Raw genomic sequence first — 15,301 nt, forward strand, 5'->3', positions numbered from 1 at the left:
TCCCCTTTCAAGTAGCACTATCTAGATACCCCCATGGGGTGTCCTCATCTTAACCCAAAATCGTGTCCGTTCGGTCAATTAGTTTCCCTCTTCAAACTTTTTTGTTGACCATGGCTTACTTTCGTGTATAAGTTTTCCTAGGCTAACAACTGAGGACCAGAAAGGAGCATCGTGACTCGAACCATTGACATCCCAACATACCAAACGGCTGTCGTGCGCAACTGCTCCCCTACGCTCGCAGGTATCAAGCCGGCTTCGCTCTTTACCTATCCCGGCGTTTACGCCAACCAAAACGGAAAACCCGGCGCCGCCCATATCGAAGAGCGACGCTCTCGCCTGCTCGCCGTCATAGCCCAATGCAACCGCGAGCTCCAGCCACTCGGAATCCATATGAGCGTTTTGGTCTGGCGCCCCTGCGGAGCGCTCATCTATGTGTATCGCCCTGCGGACCTCATGCGATACCTCTCCGACCCCCGTGCCACGACGGCGCTAGCCGCCGAAGGTTACGATGTCCACAACCTGCCCGCATCCCTGGTGCATCTCGCCGCGCGCATCACGCTGGCAAGCAGCAATGCCGCAGAGAGCGCCTATGACGGCAGCGTCTGCGCGCTAGCGCGAAATAGGCACTGCGATACGGGGTGCATGTGCGAGTTCCCCCACGAAATTGGCTATTTTTTGGGCTATCCCTACGAAGATGTCCATCAGTTTATCGTCCAGCACGGCGAAAACTATAAGGTCTTTGGCGCATGGAAGGTATACACAAACGTTGAGCAGGCGCTCACGACCTTCGATTCCTATCGTGCATGCACGCAATACCTTACCTACATCTATCAACAGGGCTGCACCCTGGAACAACTTGTCCAGGCAACCCGATAGAGCATACAAAACGCGGCCGCACGCCGCGCAACCGAAAGGAAAACATATGAGCAAGATCGCAGTCGTCTACTGGAGCGGTACAGGCAACACCGAGGCCATGGCAAACTTCGTTGCCGAGGGCGCAACCGGTGCCGGCGCCGAGGCAGAGGTCATCTCCTGCGCCGACTTCTCCGCCGACAAGGCCGCCAACTATGACGCCATTGCCTTCGGCTGCCCCGCCATGGGTTCCGAGGAGCTTGAGTATGACGAGTTCCAGCCTATGTGGGACGAGGTCAAGGAGACCCTCGGTGACAAGAAAGTCGTCCTCTTTGGCTCTTATTCGTGGGCCGAGGGCGAGTGGATGGACAACTGGAAGGCCGATGCCGACGAGGCCGGCGTCAACGTCGCAGATTCCGTCATCTGCTACGACGCACCCGACGACGAGGGCGAAGCGGCCTGCAAGGCCCTGGGAGCGGAGCTGGCCTAACGAAGCCGTCAGAAAGTCGCAAGGCAACTGACAGCCGAGTGCCGTACAACAACAGTCGCTCATGCCCAAACAAAAACGGGGGCCGGATACTATCCGGTCCCCGTTTGTTATATCGACAACCTCGATGCGCCGCTACGAGATATTGCCCAAGAACGCCTTGGTGCGTTCGCTCTTGGGATGGTCGAAAACCTCGCTCGGCGTGCCCTCCTCCACGATAACGCCGCCGTCCATAAAGACAACGCGGTCGGCGACGTCGCGGGCAAAGCCCATTTCGTGCGTCACGACGATCATGGTCATGCCGTCGCGTGCCAGGTCGCGCATGACACCCAGAACGTCGCGGACGAGCTCGGGGTCGAGCGCCGACGTAGCCTCGTCAAAGAGCATGACGTGAGGGTTCATCGACAAGGCACGGGCGATGGCCACGCGCTGCTGCTGACCGCCCGAAAGCTGGCTCGGCATAAAGTCGATACGCTCGGCAAGACCGACCTTGGTCAGCTCCTCGACGGCAATCTTTTCGGCCTCTTCCTTGCTGCGCTTGAGCACCTTTTGCTGCGCGAGCATGACGTTCTTTTTGACTGACAGGTGCGGGAACAGGTTGAACTGCTGAAAGACCATGCCCAAGTGCGTGCGCACTTTGTTGAGGTCGACACCCTTGGCGCACACATCCACGCCCTCAACGATGATCGAGCCGCTCGTGGGATGCTCCAGACGATTGATGCAGCGAAGCATCGTCGACTTGCCCGAGCCCGAAGGACCCAGGACTACGACGACCTCGCCCTTGTGCACATCCAGATCGATATCGCGCAGGACCACGTTATCGCCAAAGGCCTTCTGGAGATTCTTGATGCTGACGACGACCTCGTTCGAGTTATTGGTTTCGCTCATAATAGAACCTCCTTACAGACCAGCGATATGGTCGGCGGGCGTCGCGACAACCTGTCCGGCGCTCTTGGTGGGACGCTTCTTTTTGGTTTCGGCCGTGCCCAAAAGCCTCGCCTCAAGACCGCTCACCAAGCGTGCAAGCGGCAGGGTAATGACCAGATAGAACAGGGCGGCAACCACATACGGCGTGATGGAGCCCGTCGTGGCCACGATGGTGCGGGCGTTCATGACGATCTCGACCACGCCCACGGCCGCGAGCAGCGACGTATCCTTGTAAAGCAGGATAAACTCGCTGGTCAGCGTAGGCAGGACATTGCGGAACGTCTGCGGAATCATAACGTAGAGCAGCGTCTGGAAGGCATTCATGCCCAGCGAGCGAGCGGCCTCGTTTTGGCCCTTGGGGATCGACTGAATACCGGCGCGGAAGATCTCGCACAGGTAGGCGGACGAGTTCATGGCCATGACGATAACGCCCAAAACATAGTCGTCCACCTTGACGCCGGCCAACGGCAGACCGAAGAACGCGATATAGATCTGCAGGAACGCCGGCGTACCGCGAATGATATTCACGTAGATGCCGGCGAGGCAGCGCAGGATGCGCGACTTGGAGATGCGCATAAGCGACAGGGCAAAGCCAAAGGGAATTGCCAGCGGAAACGCCACGAGCACGATCGAAAGCGACATAAGGAAGCCCTTGAAGACGATCGGCAGGCTCTGGACCAAAATGACCGGGTTCAGGAACAGGCGCAGGAACATATTGGAGTTCCACGCCTCGACCCACGGCTGCTCCTTAAGGTCGGCCAGGAAGTTATCGAAGGCCGTCACGCCCTTGATCTCCACCGACGGAATCTTGGAGATCTTCTTGGTCGAACCGTCGGCGAGCGTATAGGTGCCGCTAAAGGCCTCATCGCCGCCCTCGACGGGAAACGTCACACCGTAAACCTCGACGCGGAAATAGCCGCCGGCAGGCGCCGTCTCGCCAAAGTCAATCTTGAGCGTCTGGCCGTCAGCCTTGCACGTGGGCTTCATGGGCGTACGATCCATGAGGTCCTCGCCCGAGAGCATCGTCAATCGCGTGTCATCGGTACCAAACGTCGTGCCGTCGACAAACGTCAGCGAAAGACCGCTCAGCTCCTCGTCGGCATCGGCCTGAACTTCCCAAGTGATGCGCGTCTCGGTGCCGCCGACCACATCGCTACCCGAACCGGTATTGGGTCGGGCGGTAATCTTTGCGGTCTCAAGCGCCTGGGCGGTCGTGGGCACGCAGGCCCCCGCGCATACCAGGGCGAGCGCCACAGCCAGGGCACAGGCCAGCTTTTGGAGCATCGAGGGCAGTGGAAAACGCTGCTCCGCGGCCCCTTTGTTCAGTCGAGACAAGGTGGCTCCTATCGTAGAAGTTGCCGGCAAAAAGAGACGGAAACGCTCTCCGTCAAGAGAAGCGCAAAGGCCCTTTCCGCCAAAACGGAAAGGGCCCGCGCGCAATCAAGTAGTTATTTTACTTGATATTGTACTTAGCCATGAGGGCGTCGACGGTACCGTCGTCGGTCAGGTCCTTGATAGCCTGGTTGATGTCGTCCTTGAGCTTGGTGTTGCCCTGGTTGATGGCGATGGCGTACTCCTCGCCGGTGCTGATCTGCTTGATGGTCTGGCAGGTGTTGAACTGCTCGGCGGTCAGCTGGCTCGCAACGGAGCGGTTGGTGACTACGGCGTCGCCCTTATCGGACTGCAGGGCGCTGAAGCACTCGGTGGCGTCCTTGTAGGGGACGATCTTGGCCTTGGGGAAGTTCTCCTGGGCAAAGGCCTCGGCGGTCGAGCCAGACTGGACGATGATGGTAGCGTCGGCGTTGTTGAGCTTCTCGCTGTAGTTGTCGGCCGTGATGTCGGTGTTATCGACCTTGGTCACGATAGCCTGATCGTCCATGTAGTAGGAATCAGAGAAAGTGACTTCCTTCTCACGCTCGGGCGTGTCGGTGATAGCCGCGATGGAAACGTCATACTTGGCGCCCGAAGCGACGCCCGGAACCAGCGTGTCAAAGTCATTGTTGACATACTCGACATCCAGGCCCAGCTTGTCGCCGATAGCCTTGATGAGCTCAAGGTCAAAGCCCTGATAATCGCCGTTGTCATCTTTGTACTCAAACGGCGCGTACTCGGCAGAGGTGCCGACGGTCAGCGTGCCGTCCTTGACGAGCGCGTACTCCTTGGAGCCGTCGACCTTCTCGACCTTAGCGTCGTCAGAGCTGCTGGAACCGGCATCAGAACCAGAGGTGGCGTTGGACGAACCGCAGCCCGTCAGAGCAAGGGCGAGTGCCATAGCACCCGTGGCGGCAAATGCGCCAAGCTTCTTCAGCTTCATAATCAGTCTCCTTCCGGTGACCTCGTTTGATTCAGAGGTCTGCAAAAACTGATGGCTATTATGCACCCGCTTGGGAGAATCTGCAATTAGAAAACTGATTGAAACAAACCCATAACGTGAATGGAACACTGCACTTTGTGACAGTCATTACTGCTGCAACGACCTTAACAGTCTGATTTCAGCCGCATAACCTGCAAGTTCGTTCGGTGTCTCCAAAATGAATGGCAATGCGCGCAAGCGGCTATTCGATACAATATTCTGCATAACCTGCATACCGCCGCCAAACTCTTCACTACCCAAATAACCCTTACCGATGCATTCGTGGCGGTCCTTATGGGCGCCGCAAGGGTTCTTCGAATCGTTGATATGCACGGCGCGCAAGCGCTCGATACCCACCACGCGATCGAACTCGTCGAGTACGCCGTCCAGATCATGGATGATGTCGTAGCCGGCATCACTCACATGGCAGGTATCCAGACACACGCCCAGCTTGGCCGACAGCTCTGGACGTCTGGCAGCAACACCCCCGATAATGCGCGCCAGCTCTTCAAAGCTACGGCCCACCTCGGTACCCTTTCCTGCCATGGTCTCGAGCAGCACCGTCGTCTGCTGCCCCTCAAACATCACCTGGCACAAGGTGTCGACGATCATCTGAATGCCGGCATCAGTCCCCTGCCCCACATGCGCGCCGGGGTGGAAGTTGTAATAGTTGCCGGGCAGTGCTTCCAGACGCTGCAAGTCCTCGGCCATTGCCTCCAGGGCAAACTCGCGCGCCCGCTCTTTGGCAGAACAGGGGTTGTAGGTATAGGGGGCATGCGCCACGAGTGGGCCAAAATCGTTTTGTTCCATAAGCTCGCGCAGGGCCGCCACATCATCCATGTCAAGGTCTTTCGCCTTGCCGCCGCGCGGGTTGCGCGTAAAGAATGCAAAGGTATTGGCGCCAATGGACAGCGCCGTCTCCCCCATTGCCCGATAGCCCTTCGTCGTCGAAAGATGACACCCAATCGTCAGCATCTCCAGCTCCCCCTCATCAGTTGCGGTGAAATAGTTCCTGTTTGGCCCCTATTCTGCCGCAAACAGGAACTATTCCACCGCAACTTATAAAAGGGGCATCAGAGATGCGGGCCGCCAAGCACTACGGCTACGGGCGCCAGCGTCATAATCCCCTATGCGTCAGCGCCAAGTCCTAGAGGGCCAGACGGATTGCATCGATAATGCGCGCGCAGCGCTGTGTGGCGGCAAGGGGCATGACGGGACTCTCGAGTTTCCCCGCCCGGATGAGCTGGGTCGCATGCTGGATTTCGCCGTAGAAATCATCGACCTCAAACGGGGCATTTATTTCGAGCATCCGTCCGTCGGAGTACTTCACATGGGCGAGCTCGGGGCGATGGAGACGCTCGATTTCCAACGAGCCCCGCTCGCAGGCAATCGTTAAGCGGCTTTCATATGCTGCTTTGCCGTCGCACACCATATGAATGGGTATGCCGCCGACGCTCATACGGATCTCGTCGGCCCAATCCACGCGGCCGCCCGATACGTCACGCCAGCGAACTTCACGAGACGAAACATCGCACGCACCCGCAAGTAGATCCTCAAACCACCCGACCGCATAGCAGCCCATGTCATATAGACAGCCACCCTGCAACGGGTCGAGCAGATAACTCGAAGGGGGCTCACCATAATCGAGTTTTTGCACGCTTTCAATCGAGACGATACGGCCGAGCTCGCCCGACGCAAGCAAGTCCTTCACGCGAGTGCGCATCGGGCAAAACCGATTTTTCATCGCCTCCATAAACAGCACGCCGCGCTCGCGAGAGGTGGAGGCAATCGAGAGAGCCTCTTCCTCACTCAAAACGGCCGGCTTTTCGCACAGTACGGCCTTTCCCGCGCGCAGTGCCCGACAGACCCAATGCGCATGCATGCCATGCGGAAGAGCCAAGTAGATTGCGTCGACATCGGGGTCGGCAATCAGCGCATCATAAGCCGCATCGCCGCTATCGTCAGCCGTGGCATAACTGCGCGCGGCGTCAATCGAAAACGCCCTGCAAAACTCCTCAACATGCGAAGGAGTGCGACCGGCGGCAGCCACAAGCCGTGCCCCGTCCACCTCCTTGAGCGACGATGCGAATCGATGCGAAATGTGTCCAGCGCCCAAAACGCCCCAGCGAACATCACGCAAACCATCACATGAATCCCGATAGCCCACGACAGCCCCCTTCAGTTGCGGTGGAATAGTTCCTGCTTGGCCCCTATTCTGCCGCAAACAGGAACTATTCCACCGCAAGTTATAAAAGGGGCATCAGGAGCGCGTTTTGCAAAAGGCTTTAAGCGCGGCCGTTACGGGACCAGGCTGGAAACGTCGGCGCACATCGTCGAGACGCTCGGGAATATCAATGTGCTGCGGGCAGTGACGTGCGCATTTGCCGCACTTGACGCAATTGCTCACCAGCTTGGGCTCGTTCGTCCGCACCGCGCTCGCCGTAAAGTATTGAGACAGCCCCGTAAACCAACTATGCGCATAGCTCGCGTTGTAGGCGCCAAAGCAGCCGGGAATATTGATACCCTTGGGGCACGGCATGCAGTAGCCGCACCCCGTACAGGGCACGCGATTCGATTTCTCAAACTCTCCCAGCACGCGTGCGATGGTATCGAGCTGCTCTGTCGTCATCGAATCCGGCAGTGCGCGATCCGCCAATGCCGCGTTCTCGTCCACCTGCGCGGTATCGGTCATGCCCGAAAGCAGCATCGTGACTTGAGGATGGTTCCACACCCACGAAAGGCCCCAAGCAGCCGGCGTCTTCAGATACGGATCGCGTACGTCATCGAACACGGCGCGGGCCCGCGGAGGTAGCTTGCCCGCCAGGCGTCCACCCAAAAGCGGCTCCATCACAAACACCGCGAGCCCGCGCTCCGCAGCCGCCATGAGTCCTGCCGTTCCCGCTTGGTAACGCTCGCCGGCATAGTTGTACTGTATCTGGCAAAAATCCCAATCATATGCGTCAAGCATCGTCAGGAAATCCACCGCGCTGCCGTGGTACGAAAAACCAATCTGGCGAATGCGCCCCGCCGCCTTTTGACACGCGATCCAGTCCTCAATGCCCAACGCCACCACACGTTCCCACTGGGCGGGCGAGGTAATGTTATGCATGAGGTAATAGTCGATATGGTCGGTCCGCAGGCGCCGCAGTTGCTCATCGAAGAACCGGTCGAAATCCTCCGCGCACTTGCACGAAGCATGCGGCAACTTGGTCGCCAGCAACACCCGGTCACGCAGCCCCAAGCACTCAAGCGAGGCGCCCACGCACGCCTCGTTACCGGGATAGAGATACGCGGTGTCCAGATAATTAATCCCCTGCTCCACCGCACGGGAAATGATGGCATCGGCTGTCTTCGCATCCGGACGTCCCGGCGCACCGGGAAACCTCATGCAGCCCAGACCCAACGCCGAGATACGGTTGCCGCTTTTGGGGTCAACGCGATATTGCACGGCCCCTCCCTTCGCCATCAGCGCCCCGGCAAGGCGAAACACAATGGTCACGCAGCCGAAACATCGTGGAATCGCAATCGAGAACGTATCGTAACGCAGCAGAAATCGAGCTGTCACGGCACCGCTTTAACATCAGCAAAAAGCCCGATGAAAGGAGCCGGGCATGACCACGCGCGAGGACGCCTACCCCTACCCCGGCGAGCAATACATCCTCTCGGTCGACCGCTATCAGATCGAGGTCATGGACCATCTGGACGAGCCTCCCGCCACAGGCGCCGTCATCTTCTGCACCTTCCCCAAGGTACGCGATGGCGTTGGATATCCCGCACGCGTTTTCGCGGTCTGCCCCGCAGCGTAAGCTCCGCGCGTCCATTCATTTAAAAATCGCCACCCTGCATGCACAAGGTGCGCTGGCAGCATACAATCCATCAGGCGCCCCCACGCGGGCGCCTTTTATATGGGGAGATGATTCACATGCAGATCAACAAGGTCGCCTTTATCGGCAAGGGCGGCGTCGGGCTACTCTACGGCAGCATGATCGCCCAGGCACTCGGCAACGATGCCGTCGAATACGTCATGGATGACGCCCGTTTTGAGCGTCACGCGGGCGATGCGCTCACCGTCAATGGCAAGCCCTGTGCGCTCAAGTCCGTCCGCGCCAGCGAGGCAACGCCCGTCGATCTGGTCATTCTTGCGGTCAAGACGACTGGACTCGATGCGGCACTCAAGACTATGGAGCGCGTCGTGGGGCCCAATACGCTCATCGCCTCGCTGTGTAACGGAATTACGAGCGAGCAGAAGATTGCCGAGCGCTTTGGCTGGGAGCATACCGTTCTTGGTATTTGCCAGGGCATGGACGCCGTGTTCCTCAACGGAGAGCTCACCTTTACCAGTGCGGGCGAAATCCGCTTTGGCGCGGCGGCCGGCACCGAGCCCGCAACCGTCACCGCCATCGACGAGCTCTACACGCGCTGCGGCATCGCCCATACCGTCGAGAGCGACGTTGCGCACCGCATGTGGGCCAAACTCATGCTCAACGACGGCATCAACCAGACGTGCATGGCCTACGGCGGGACCTACGGAAGCGCCACGGAGCCGGGCTCCGAACAGCGTCGCTGCTTTGTTACTGCCATGCGCGAAACGCTTGCGGTCGCCAACGCCGAGGGCATTGAGCTGACCGAGGCAGACCTGACGCAGATGGTGCACCTCATCGAGGGAATCGACCCCACCGGTATGCCCTCGATGGCGCAGGACCGCATCGCGCAACGAAAAACCGAAGTCGAGGAGTTCGCGGGCACCATTTGCCGCCTGGCCGTCAAACACGATATCCAAGTGCCGCAAAACGATTGGCTCTATCAGCGCATCCGCGATATCGAGAAAAGCTGGTAGCGCCCGGCTCACCACGTCAACAGGCTCAACAGCAAAGCCGCCACAAGGAGCACTCCCCTTACGGCGGCTTTCATCTTCATCTATAACCAGTAGTCGATGTCCCGACGGTTAGAGCTGCGACTCCGACGCCTGGTCCTCATCGTCGCGACAAAGGACTACACCCGCACTTCCCAGCAGTGCGGCCGCGACCAACGCACTGACCACGATAGAGGCAGCCCCACAAGACCCCTGCATGCCCGCAACGAGCGCGGCCGTAGGACCAAGGCAGCCAAGCACCAATGCGACGGCGGCAATGGCAATATCTCGAGCGTTCACAAGACCACTTCCTCCACGAGAAAGACCTTATTTCTCATGAACTAGTGTGCCCCGCGCCCATATGCGCGACGTACCGTCACGGTAAGGGCTCTGTTAGCTCAAACGCATACATAGAACGGGCGTCCTTACGTTGCCCTAAAGCTCGGTAAAGACGCCCATCCGCCAAATATCCGTGATGCAGAAAAATTACCAACCGGTGTAGTAGTCGGTGGTTCCGGCTGCGCAGCCGGAGTCATAGACCTTGCACTCGCCCCTGGAACCGGTAAACGTGGAGCCCTGAGCTTTATCACCCGCGGCCACGACGTAGTAGCCATCGGAATCGCGCCAAAAGCCCTCGGAATCCTGCGTCCATTCGCCCGTGCGGTGGTGATACAACACGTTGCTGCTGTAATAAGTCTCGCGGCGGCCGTTATAGTTATTGACGCCGCTCGAGCGCGTCAGGCCCGAGCCGTTCGCGTAATACGCAGCGGACGTGTAAGACGAGCCGGAGCCGGCGTTGTAATACGAAGCCTGAACGGCCTCAGCGGCCTCGGCTTCGGCTGCGGCAGCCTCGAGCGCCTCGCGCTTGGCATCCTCAAGCGTGGAGCGAAGCTCGTCGAGCTCGGTCGACTTGGCGTCGACCTCCCCCATCGTCAACAGGCTACCCGCACCGTCGATGCAGCCCTGCAACACAGCGCGCTCGTCATCGGTAGCATAGTCGCCATACATATTCATAATGATCTGAGCGCGCATCTCCAGGGAATCGCGCTTTGCCCCCATCGAGGCGTTCCACTCTTGCATAGAGCCATAACCGTCGCCGCGGTAGTCGACGGGCTGCATCAGCGTCGCCTCGGACGGCGTGGATCCGACCGTGTCGGACAGTGTTGCCGCGTGGGCATCGGTTGCGCCGGCGCCCGCCAAAAGTGCCACGGTCAGAGCGGCGGAAAGGGCGGCGGCTTTCGGTTTTCGTGAATCGATCCTCATGTAGCTGGAAACCTCCGTAGTGCGTTTTTTGCTGCGTTTGAGCTGCGTGTGATTCGATCGCGCTGCATAGTACCCCGAGCAAATCGCGACCTGCGGTTTTTCTCAAAAGGTGCACGTCAATTGCGTAAAACTCACATCCTCTCAACAGGAGTTTTCCACATCTCGATTGCATAAAGCATGCCAAAAACCCTGTAATAGCGCCCTTCCTATGCAAAAAGGCGTCTGCGCAACCATTGCTTGCGCAGACGCCTTGAGCAGGCATTTTATACAGTTATACCTATCGAGTCGCAAGGGGTCCTTGCACAAGTCGCCCTACTCGTCCAGTGCGGCAAAGGCCTGCTTCAGGTCCCAAATGATGTCCTCGGCGTTCTCGGTACCGATGGAAAGACGGATCGTGGAGGGCGTGATGTTCTGCTCGGCGAGCTCATCTGCAGAGAGCTGGGAGTGCGTGGTGGTAGCCGGGTGCACGACGAGCGACTTGACGTCGGCCACGTTGGCAAGCAGCGAGAAGACCTGCAGGTGGTCGATGAACTTCCAAGCAGCTTCCTGGCCACCCTTGATCTCGAAGGTGAAGATCGAGGCACCGCCGTTGGGGAAATACTGCTTGTAGAGCTCATGGTCGGGGTGCTCGGGCAAGCTCGGGTGGTTCACCTTGGCAACGTGGCTGTCGCCGGCAAGGAACTCAACGACCTTCTTGGTGTTCTCGACATGACGGTCAACGCGCAGCGACAGAGTCTCGGTGCCCTGGAGCAGGACCCAGGCGTTGAACGGGCTGATGCAGGCGCCCTCGTCACGCAGCAAGATAGCGCGGACATAGGTCGCGAAGGCGGCGGGACCGGCAGCCTCGGCAAACGAAACACCGTGGTAGGAGGGGTTGGGCTCAGCGATCTGGGCGTACTTTCCGCTCGCCTTCCAGTCAAAGTTACCGCCGTCGACGATCACACCGCCCAGCGAAGTGCCGTGACCGCCGATGAACTTGGTTGCGGAGTGGACGACGATGTTGGCACCATGCTCCAGCGGACGGAACAGATACGGGGTGCCGAAGGTGTTGTCGACGACAACCGGCAGACCGTGCTTCTTGGCGATCTCAGAGATGGCGTCGATGTTGGGGATGTCGGAGTTGGGGTTGCCGAGCGTCTCGAGATAGATGACCGTGGTGTTGTCCTTGATGGCGCCCTCGACCTCGTCCAGGTTGTGGGCATCGACGAAGGTGGTCTCGACGCCAAACTGGGAGAGTGTATGCTCCAGCAAGTTGTAGGAGCCACCGTAGATGGTCTTCTGAGCCACCACGTGGTCACCGGCCTGGGCAAGAGCCTGCAGGGTATAGGTGATGGCAGCAGCACCGGAGGCGACGGCGAGGCCAGCAACGCCACCCTCGAGTGCGGCGATACGGTCCTCGAAGACGCCCTGGGTGGAGTTGGTCAGACGGCCGTAGATGTTACCGGCGTCGGCAAGACCAAAGCGGTCGGCGGCGTGCTGGGAGTTGCGGAACACATAGCTCGTGGTCTGGTAGATAGGCACGGCACGGGAGTCGGATGCAGGATCGGCGCTCTCCTGGCCAACGTGCAACTGCAGGGTATCGAAACCAAAGGTGTGCTCGGGATTGTTGATGAACTGGCTCATGATGATCTCCTTGATCGAACGAAAGTAAATAAAAAGAGAGAAGTAAGTCGCTGTCTCCTGATCACGCCAACGGGCGCAAACAGGAGCCCGGCATTCGTCTTGGTAAGCAATTCATATGCGGGCCTCCTTTCGCATCCCGGTTCCGTGGTTGGCTTAATTACCTACCGCCTTTGTGTGTTTTGAATAGTACGAGCATTGTTCCCCTCGGTCAATCACTTAAAAGCGCTAACCTGTTATCTGTTATATAGATAACAATCGAAAGGACGAGCGCCGATGACCCTCCAGCAGCTTCGTTTTCTGATCGCCGTGGCAGAGTCCGGCTCAATCAACGCCGCAGCTCAGCGCCTCTATACTGCTCAGTCCAACATCTCAAACGCCGTCAAAAGCCTGGAACAGGAACTTCATATCGAAATTTTTACGCGCTCTAGCCGCGGTGTTGCACTCACCAACGACGGCACCGAGCTTTTGGGCTATGCGCGCCAGGTCGTAGAGCAGGCCGACATGCTCGAGGCACGCTACGAGGACGGCGGCACCCCGCAAGCCCGCCTCGCCATTTCCGCCCAGCACTACGCCTTTTCGGTCGAGGCCTTTGTCAACGTGGTCGAGCGCTGCCGCGACAGCAAGTTCGAGTTCATCATGCGCGAGACCACCACATCGCAGATTATCGATGACGTCCGCGCGTTTCGCAGCGATATCGGCATCCTCTATCTGGACGACTTTAACGCCCGCGTTCTGCAGAAGGCCTTCGCCGATGCCCGTGCAAGCTTCCATCCCCTATTCGACGCGACGGTCCACGTCTTCGTTAGCGAGCGCCACCCGCTCGCACGCCGCCCTCAGCTGTCCCTTGCCGACCTCACGCCCTATACGCGCTACAGCTTTGAGCAGGGAACCTCAAACTCCTTCTATTACGCCGAGGAACCTTTTAGCTATATCCCTTGCGACCGCAACATACGAATCTCGGACCGCGGAACACTTACCAACTTACTTATCACGTCGAACGGTTACACCCTGTCGACCGGCGTCCTCTCCAATGAAATGCAATGGGGTATGGCATCGATCCCGTTAGCAGACGCCCCAACGATGCACGTAGGCTATATCATGCACGACGAGCGCAAGCCCTCTCCCCTCTTGCAGCAATACCTCGATGAGCTCAACCGCATCATCCATGCCAACTAACTGTCGGAAGACGGGGTAGAAATCGCAGATTGCTAGCCCCCGGCGGGCATGGCGCTACAATGGTCACTCGCACGAAACATACCCAACGAAAGGAACCATGTGAAGGTCATCATCTATACCGACGGCTCGGCCCGATCAAATCCGGGACGCGGCGGCTACGGCGCCGTGCTCAAATACACCAACCCCGCCGGCAAGACCTTCACCTCCGAGCTTTCGCGCGGCTACGCCAAGACCACCAACAACCGCATGGAGCTCATGGCGGTCATCGTAGCGCTCGAAGCGCTCAACCGCCCCTGCGACGTCGAGGTCCATTCCGATTCGCAGTACGTCGTCAACGCCTTCAACAAGCACTGGATTGACGGATGGAAAAAACGCGGCTGGAAGACCGCCAACAAGCAGCCCGTCAAGAACCGCGACCTGTGGGAGCGCCTGCTCACCGCAAAGAGCAAGCACAAAGTGGAGTTCATCTGGGTTAAGGGCCACGCCGGCCATGAGCTCAACGAGCGCTGCGACGAGCTCGCCACCACGGCGGCCGACGGCAGCAACCTCGATATCGACACCGGCTTTAACGAGAGCGACCTGTAACGGCGTTTTCGCACGCTATTTCCTGCCCCCTCGCGCTACACTCATCCTGTAAACCGAACGGCACGAGGGGGATACATGCTGCGTATAGCGACCATCGGCACATCCATGATTACCGACGACTTTATCCAGGTCGTCAACGCCAACGACCAAGCCGCGTTCGTGGGCACGCTCTCGCGCGATGCAGATCGCGGCGCCGCCTTCACCGCTAAGCACGGCGGCAAGCGTAACTTCACCGCACTTGACGAGCTTGCGTCCGCTGCCGACGTCGACGCCGTCTACATCGGCAGCCCCAATGCGCTCCACTACGAGCAGGCGCTCGCCTGTATCACCGGCGGCAAGCACGTTATCGTCGAAAAGCCTTTTTGTGCCACCGAGGCACAGGCGTTCGAGGTCTTTCGCGCAGCCGAGGCGGCGGGCGTCGTAGCCCTCGAGGCCATGCGCCCCCTCCACGATCCCGCCTTCCACGCCATCGAGGACGCCCTGGGCGAGATCGCCCCCATCCGCCGCGCCTCATTGCGCTTTGGCAAGTATTCCTCGCGCTACAACGAGATTCTCGCGGGACGCGCCACCAATATCTTCGACTGCAATATGGCATCGGGTTCCCTCATGGACATTGGCGTCTACGCCGTCGAGCCCATGGTCGAGATTTTCGGCATGCCCTCCGGCCTTACGAGCATGACTACTCTGCTCGACCCCACCACGCGACAGCTCACGCACGGCCCCATCGACGGCTGCGGTTCCATACTCGCCAGCTATGGCGGAGGCCGCATCTCCGTCGAGCTCGCGCACTCCAAAATTACGAATGACCTGCTGCCCTCGCAGATCGAAGGCGAGCGTGGCACTATCCAGATCGACCATCTGTCCACGCCCCGCAACGTCCGCATCGACTATCGCGGCGATGTCGTACGCGGCTCGGCGACCGAGGCGCCGCGCGAACAGAGCGACAACGGCCGCATGCTCGACCTGCCCAAATCGAGCAACACCATGGAATACGAACTCGCAGACTTTATCACCGCCATCGGCGGCATCGATAACGTCAAGGAAGAGATTTGGGAGACCCCGGCGGGACGTCACGAGCTTGGCCACTACCGCGATGTCACGCTCGTCTCACTGCGCATCATGGATGCCGTGCGCCAGCAGGCCGGCATAACCTTCCCGGCCGACGCAGGCAAGCAGGCATAGC

The 15,301-nt window shown here is 59.1% G+C and carries 16 protein-coding genes; 7 read left to right on the top strand and 9 right to left on the bottom strand.

Features of this window, described 5'->3' with window-relative positions; translation table 11 throughout:
* Positions 1-171: 171 nt before the first annotated feature.
* Both KSY82_RS01635 and KSY82_RS01640 read left to right on the top strand, forming a co-directional pair.
* Positions 172-876, top strand: coding sequence for a DUF3793 family protein (locus tag KSY82_RS01635; protein ID WP_055251432.1), 705 nt, complete (start codon positions 172-174; stop codon positions 874-876).
* Between the two features lie 46 nt (positions 877-922).
* Positions 923-1,342: a flavodoxin gene (locus KSY82_RS01640; protein ID WP_217749976.1), complete on the top strand. Its 420-nt coding sequence runs from the start codon at positions 923-925 to the stop codon at positions 1,340-1,342.
* Positions 1,343-1,474: 132 nt separating this feature from the next.
* On the opposite strand, the gene KSY82_RS01645 is transcribed toward KSY82_RS01640, so the two are convergent.
* From KSY82_RS01645 to KSY82_RS01670, 6 genes are all read right to left on the bottom strand, one after another.
* Positions 1,475-2,227, bottom strand: coding sequence for an amino acid ABC transporter ATP-binding protein (locus KSY82_RS01645; RefSeq protein WP_055286888.1), 753 nt, complete (start codon positions 2,225-2,227; stop codon positions 1,475-1,477).
* 12 nt (positions 2,228-2,239) lie between these two features.
* Positions 2,240-3,601, bottom strand: coding sequence for an ABC transporter permease subunit (locus KSY82_RS01650; protein WP_254881663.1), 1,362 nt, complete (start codon positions 3,599-3,601; stop codon positions 2,240-2,242).
* Positions 3,602-3,719: 118 nt separating this feature from the next.
* Positions 3,720-4,580, bottom strand: coding sequence for an ABC transporter substrate-binding protein (locus KSY82_RS01655; protein WP_099431468.1), 861 nt, complete (start codon positions 4,578-4,580; stop codon positions 3,720-3,722).
* Between the two features lie 147 nt (positions 4,581-4,727).
* Entirely contained in the window at positions 4,728-5,594 is an 867-nt protein-coding gene (locus KSY82_RS01660; protein ID WP_217749977.1) for a deoxyribonuclease IV, read from the bottom strand.
* A gap of 172 nt (positions 5,595-5,766) precedes the next feature.
* Entirely contained in the window at positions 5,767-6,786 is a 1,020-nt protein-coding gene (locus KSY82_RS01665) for a Gfo/Idh/MocA family protein (RefSeq protein WP_368042018.1), read from the bottom strand.
* Between the two features lie 93 nt (positions 6,787-6,879).
* The gene (locus tag KSY82_RS01670; RefSeq protein ID WP_217749978.1) at positions 6,880-8,067 is read right to left on the bottom strand and encodes an aldo/keto reductase; all 1,188 of its coding nucleotides are present in this window, start codon (positions 8,065-8,067) and stop codon (positions 6,880-6,882) included.
* A gap of 163 nt (positions 8,068-8,230) precedes the next feature.
* Between KSY82_RS01670 and KSY82_RS01675 the strand changes: the two genes are divergently transcribed.
* Positions 8,231-8,425, top strand: coding sequence for a cyclase family protein (locus tag KSY82_RS01675; protein ID WP_055309748.1), 195 nt, complete (start codon positions 8,231-8,233; stop codon positions 8,423-8,425).
* A gap of 116 nt (positions 8,426-8,541) precedes the next feature.
* Positions 8,542-9,456 (top strand): ketopantoate reductase family protein, encoded by a 915-nt coding sequence (locus KSY82_RS01680; protein WP_254881664.1) that lies wholly within the window; start codon positions 8,542-8,544, stop codon positions 9,454-9,456.
* 108 nt (positions 9,457-9,564) lie between these two features.
* On the opposite strand, the gene KSY82_RS01685 is transcribed toward KSY82_RS01680, so the two are convergent.
* The 3 genes from KSY82_RS01685 to KSY82_RS01695 all read right to left on the bottom strand — a co-directional run bounded on the left by KSY82_RS01685 (position 9,565) and on the right by KSY82_RS01695 (position 12,357).
* Entirely contained in the window at positions 9,565-9,771 is a 207-nt protein-coding gene (locus KSY82_RS01685) for a hypothetical protein (RefSeq protein WP_035138870.1), read from the bottom strand.
* 186 nt (positions 9,772-9,957) lie between these two features.
* The gene (locus KSY82_RS01690; RefSeq protein WP_217749980.1) at positions 9,958-10,734 is read right to left on the bottom strand and encodes a hypothetical protein; all 777 of its coding nucleotides are present in this window, start codon (positions 10,732-10,734) and stop codon (positions 9,958-9,960) included.
* Positions 10,735-11,046: 312 nt separating this feature from the next.
* Positions 11,047-12,357, bottom strand: a complete 1,311-nt coding sequence (locus KSY82_RS01695) for an O-acetylhomoserine aminocarboxypropyltransferase/cysteine synthase family protein (protein WP_217749981.1) — start codon at positions 12,355-12,357, stop codon at positions 11,047-11,049.
* Positions 12,358-12,630: 273 nt separating this feature from the next.
* Between KSY82_RS01695 and KSY82_RS01700 the strand changes: the two genes are divergently transcribed.
* From KSY82_RS01700 to KSY82_RS01710, 3 genes are all read left to right on the top strand, one after another.
* Positions 12,631-13,533, top strand: coding sequence for a LysR family transcriptional regulator (locus KSY82_RS01700; RefSeq protein ID WP_035138871.1), 903 nt, complete (start codon positions 12,631-12,633; stop codon positions 13,531-13,533).
* A 48-nt stretch (positions 13,534-13,581) separates the two neighbouring features.
* Complete coding sequence (gene rnhA / locus KSY82_RS01705; protein ID WP_192934620.1) at positions 13,582-14,118, top strand: ribonuclease HI; 537 nt, start codon at positions 13,582-13,584, stop codon at positions 14,116-14,118.
* A 75-nt stretch (positions 14,119-14,193) separates the two neighbouring features.
* Positions 14,194-15,300 (top strand): Gfo/Idh/MocA family protein, encoded by a 1,107-nt coding sequence (locus tag KSY82_RS01710; RefSeq protein ID WP_217749982.1) that lies wholly within the window; start codon positions 14,194-14,196, stop codon positions 15,298-15,300.
* Position 15,301: the final 1 nt, after the last annotated feature.

Origin of the sequence: Collinsella aerofaciens, from assembly GCF_019131995.1 — a bacterium.
Taxonomy (GTDB): Bacteria; Actinomycetota; Coriobacteriia; order Coriobacteriales; family Coriobacteriaceae; genus Collinsella; species Collinsella aerofaciens_S.

What these genes read in the sequence shown, in the direction of transcription:
- KSY82_RS01640 (WP_217749976.1), top strand. Translation starts at nt 923, where the DNA reads ATGAGCAAGATCGCAGTCGTCTACTGGAGCGGTACAGGCAACACCGAG.
- KSY82_RS01645 (WP_055286888.1), bottom strand. Translation starts at nt 2,227, where the DNA reads ATGAGCGAAACCAATAACTCGAACGAGGTCGTCGTCAGCATCAAGAAT.
- KSY82_RS01655 (WP_099431468.1), bottom strand. Translation starts at nt 4,580, where the DNA reads ATGAAGCTGAAGAAGCTTGGCGCATTTGCCGCCACGGGTGCTATGGCA.
- KSY82_RS01660 (WP_217749977.1), bottom strand. Translation starts at nt 5,594, where the DNA reads ATGCTGACGATTGGGTGTCATCTTTCGACGACGAAGGGCTATCGGGCA.
- KSY82_RS01675 (WP_055309748.1), top strand. Translation starts at nt 8,231, where the DNA reads ATGACCACGCGCGAGGACGCCTACCCCTACCCCGGCGAGCAATACATC.
- KSY82_RS01680 (WP_254881664.1), top strand. Translation starts at nt 8,542, where the DNA reads ATGCAGATCAACAAGGTCGCCTTTATCGGCAAGGGCGGCGTCGGGCTA.
- KSY82_RS01690 (WP_217749980.1), bottom strand. Translation starts at nt 10,734, where the DNA reads ATGAGGATCGATTCACGAAAACCGAAAGCCGCCGCCCTTTCCGCCGCT.
- KSY82_RS01695 (WP_217749981.1), bottom strand. Translation starts at nt 12,357, where the DNA reads ATGAGCCAGTTCATCAACAATCCCGAGCACACCTTTGGTTTCGATACC.
- KSY82_RS01700 (WP_035138871.1), top strand. Translation starts at nt 12,631, where the DNA reads ATGACCCTCCAGCAGCTTCGTTTTCTGATCGCCGTGGCAGAGTCCGGC.
- rnhA (WP_192934620.1), top strand. Translation starts at nt 13,582, where the DNA reads ATGGCGCTACAATGGTCACTCGCACGAAACATACCCAACGAAAGGAAC.
- KSY82_RS01710 (WP_217749982.1), top strand. Translation starts at nt 14,194, where the DNA reads ATGCTGCGTATAGCGACCATCGGCACATCCATGATTACCGACGACTTT.